This is a genomic window from Dietzia sp. DQ11-71, from assembly GCF_014144995.1.
GTDB classification, from domain to species: Bacteria; Actinomycetota; Actinomycetes; order Mycobacteriales; family Mycobacteriaceae; genus Dietzia; species Dietzia kunjamensis.
This window is the reverse complement of the sequence record NZ_JAALDT010000381.1, coordinates 1-3,748: the sequence shown is the minus strand read 5'-3', so window position 1 is coordinate 3,748 and position 3,748 is coordinate 1. Positions and strand designations below refer to the sequence as shown.

The window sequence follows — 3,748 nt, the reverse complement described above, 5'->3', positions numbered from 1 at the left end:
CTCGGCGGCACGCAGCGCGGCCACGACCTCGGCGTCGGCCCGCTCGGGGACGAGTGCCGCCGCCCCCAGTTCCGCCGCGCGGGCCCGGATGACGTCCCAGTTGCCGAAGGCCTCGCCGATGTCCGACCGGGTGTCCGTATTGCGGCCCTCGGAGTCGATCGCCGTGTGCAGATCGGTCCGTCCGCTCGAGTCCCAGTCGTCGTCGGGCTCCTGCCAGGGCCGTCCCTGCGGCTGCACCACCTCGTCGTCGTCCCCCACCACGGCGAGCCCGCTCGACGGGTCCGCCAGCGCACGGACGTGGCCCGCCACCCGCGGGTCGATCCACGCGTCTCCCGCACCGACGTAGCGGGGATGCGCGGTGAGTCGTTCGGTGAGCGTCCACCCGCGCGCGGCGAGGTCGGCGGTGAGCTCGTCGAGATGCGGCCACGGCCGCTCCGGGTTGACGTGGTCCGGGGTGAGCGGTGAGATGCCGCCCAGGTCGTCCACGCCGGCGTCGATCAGGGCCAGCACGTCGTCGCGGTCGACGAGGTTGGGCGGGGCCTGCACGGCCACGCGCGGGTCGAGAACCAGTCGGGCGACGGCGATCGCGGCGAGGAACTCGTCGGTGTCCGCGTCGTCCGCGGCGCGCATCGCGGTGTCCGGCTTGGCGCGGAAGTTCTGGACGATCACCTCCTGCAGGTGACCGAACTCGCGGGCGAGCCCTGCCAGCGCGAGCAGGCTCTCCGCCCGCTCGGTGCGGTTCTCCCCGATCCCCACGAGGATCCCGGTGGTGAACGGCACGGCGAGGCGGCCCGCGTCGGTGAGGGTGCGCAGCCGTACGGCCGGATCCTTGTCGGGGCTGCCGTAGTGGCACTCGCCCGGGGTCGTGAACAGCCGGGTGGCGGTGGTCTCGAGCATCATGCCCATCGACGGGGCGACCGGCTTGAGCGTGGACAGTTCGGACCAGCTCATCACGCCCGGGTTGAGGTGCGGCAGCAGCCCGGTCTCCTCCAGCACCCGGATCGCCATCGCGCGCACGTAGTCCAGCGTCGAGGAGAAGCCGCGGGACTCGAGCCACTCCCGGGCCTCGGGCCACCGGTCCTCCGGCCGGTCCCCGAGGGTGAACAGCGCCTCCTTGCACCCGGCCTCCGCGCCGCGGCGGCACAGGTCCACGACCTCGTCGGGGTCGAGGAACATGCCCTCGCCCGCCGCGCGGAGCCTGCCCGGCACGGTGACGAACGTGCAGTAGTGGCAGCGGTCCCGGCACAGGCGGGTCAGCGGGACGAACACCTTGCGGGAGTACGTCACCACCCCGGGGCGCCCCTCGTCCACCAGGCGGGCGTCCCGGCGGGCCGCGGCGAGGGAGGTCAGCCGCGCCAGGTCCTCGCCCCGCGCGGCGAGCAGCACGGCAGCCTCGGTGACGTCCAGGGTGAGCCCGTCGGAGGCTCGGCGCAGGGCGCGCCGCATGGCCGACGCCGTTGGCCGGGGATCGGCGGGGGTCGGTACGTGATCCATGCCCGTGATGATGCCCCACCTCGCGTGCGTGGCGAGCGGCCGGTGCTCCACGGGTGGTCAGGGGCCTGACGCGTGCGCCCGCCCACTAGTCTTACCGTCATGCCCGATCACGCAGTCCCCCTCCGCACGAACGGGGACCCCCTGGTGTCCAGCCCGGCCGCAGCCGACGGGGGTGCACACGCGCTCCGCGCGCCGCGCCCGACGCTCGACGAGCGGGACGCCGGCGGCGAACTGCCGGACACCGGCGATGCACTGCTGACGAACAACCGGGTGCTGGTCACCGCGCCGCGGCACCGGATCGAGAAGCGCACGCCGCTGCTCTTCGTGATCGAGGGGATCTGGTCCTGGGCGGTCCTCGCGGGCCTGCAGGTCGGCTGGTATTTCTGGGGCGACAACGTCATGGCGTTCTGGAACTGGGTGGCGCTGGCGGTGACGGTGCCGTTCGCGTTCATGGGCATCGTCGTGGCGCCGTGGTGGCGATACATCGTGGCCCGGTGGGACGTCTCGGACACGGCGGTGTGCTCACGCAAGGGGTGGTGGACCACCCAGTTCCGCATCGCGCCGCTGGCCCGTCTGCAGACCGTGTACACGACGCGCACGCTGTTCGAGCGGTGGTTCGGCCTGGCGACCGTCAACGCCTCCACCGCGTCCGCCCAGGGCACGGTGGAGATCCGCGGGCTCAACCTGGCCGACGCCGAGGCGCTGGCCCAGCACCTCATCGCGATCGCCAACCTGGACTCGGAGGACGGGACGTGACCGGGCCCGAGACGGCGGCCGGGGTGACGGCGGGGTCGGACGACGACGACGAGGGCGTCACCTCCGCTGGCACCGCCCCGGCTCCGGAAGCCGAACCGGCGGAAGAGGTCCTCTCGGCCGACGAACCCGCGATCGGGGAGAAGATCGACCCCGAGGCCCCGTGGCAACGCCTGTCCTGGCGCATGCTGCTCGTGTACCCGCTGGGCATGCTCACGCGCCTGCTCCCGCTGTTCCTCATCTCCCTGTGGTTGGGCTCCAACCGGAGCAACTACTGGTTCGAGATTATCGTGGTCTCGCTGGTGATCCTCAGCGGTGTCCTGCGGTGGCTGTCGACCAGCTATCAGGTCGGCCGCACCCACATCATCCTGAAGAAGGGCTTCTTCAGTCGACAGGTGGTCACTGTCGCCCGTCAGCGCATCCGGAGCGTCGACACCGAGTCCGACCTGTTCCACCGGGTCCTCAAGGTCTCGATCGTGGAGGTGGGGACCGGGCGGGCCGACTCCGGGAAGTCGGACGCCGAGCGGTTCCGCCTCGACGCCATCGACACCACACTCGTCGACCCGCTGCGGGACGAGCTCCTCGAACACCGACGCGCCATGGACCCCTCGCTCGACATGGAGGACGAGGAACAGTGGGGATCGAAGTACGGCGAGGACATCGCCCGGTGGAAGGTCACCTGGTCACGGTTCGCGCCGTTCTCCTTCATCGGGTTCGGCGTGCTGTTCTCCCTGTGGCTCATCACCTGGCAGATGGGCGACATGCACGACCGCATCATGGGCCTGGCGGTGGTCGAGGGGACCATCGACTGGTTGGATTCACTGGGGCAACCCTGGGCGTTCGTCGGCAAGGGGGTCGCGATCTGGCTGGTCGCCGGCGTGCTGGCGATCATCACCTACGCCATCCGGTACGGCAAGTACGCGCTGACCGACCGGGGCCAGCTGCTCTACGTCCAGAACGGCATCCTGCGGCGCAAGCACATCGCCCTCGACAAGGCGCGGTTGCGCGGCGTGGAGATGCGGCTGCCGGTCTACCTGCGGATGCTCGGCGGCGGCCGGCTGGAACCCATCATGACGGGCACCAAGAAGGGCGCCACCGCGTCCACCCTGCTGCCGCAGGCGCCGATCGCGGACGTGCGCCGGGTGGCGATCCGCATCCTCGGAAACGAGACGCCGGTGACCGTCCCGCTGCGGCGGCACCCGTGGAAGGCCTCCCGTCGGCGGATCACCCGGGGCCTGCTCCCGTTCTGGATCGTCGCCGGGATCATCGTGCTGGTGCGGATCGACTCGGGCCCGTCGGCGGACATCTGGGTGCACTGGGGCATCCCCGCCGCACTGGTGTTCTTCGTGGCGCTGTCGGTGGACCGTATCCGCATGCTCGGACACGCGCTGCTGCCGGAGATGTTGGTGACCTCGAACGGGTCGTGGACCGCCAAGCGGTCCGTTCTCGAGGCGGACGGGATCATCGGCTGGACCGTCACCCAGTCGGTGTTCCAGCGCAC

At 71.3% G+C, this 3,748-nt stretch carries 3 protein-coding genes; 2 read left to right on the top strand and 1 reads right to left on the bottom strand.

Going from position 1 to position 3,748, the window contains the following annotated elements:
- Window positions 1-1,494, bottom strand: a 1,494-nt coding sequence (cofG, locus tag G6023_RS12960) for a 7,8-didemethyl-8-hydroxy-5-deazariboflavin synthase CofG (RefSeq protein ID WP_182635887.1), incomplete at its 3' end; no start/stop codon positions are given.
- Between the two features lie 99 nt (window positions 1,495-1,593).
- Between cofG and G6023_RS12955 the strand changes: the two genes are divergently transcribed.
- Together G6023_RS12955 and G6023_RS12950 are read left to right on the top strand one after the other, a co-directional pair.
- Window positions 1,594-2,250: a PH domain-containing protein gene (locus tag G6023_RS12955; protein ID WP_096905226.1), complete on the top strand. Its 657-nt coding sequence runs from the start codon at window positions 1,594-1,596 to the stop codon at window positions 2,248-2,250.
- A partial coding sequence (locus G6023_RS12950) for a PH domain-containing protein (protein WP_182635885.1) occupies window positions 2,247-3,748 on the top strand: 1,502 nt, incomplete at its 3' end. The genes G6023_RS12955 and G6023_RS12950, both read left to right, overlap by 4 nt.

Excerpts from the sequence above, each read along its gene's own strand:
- G6023_RS12955 (WP_096905226.1), top strand. The coding sequence starts at position 1,594 with ATGCCCGATCACGCAGTCCCCCTCCGCACGAACGGGGACCCCCTGGTG.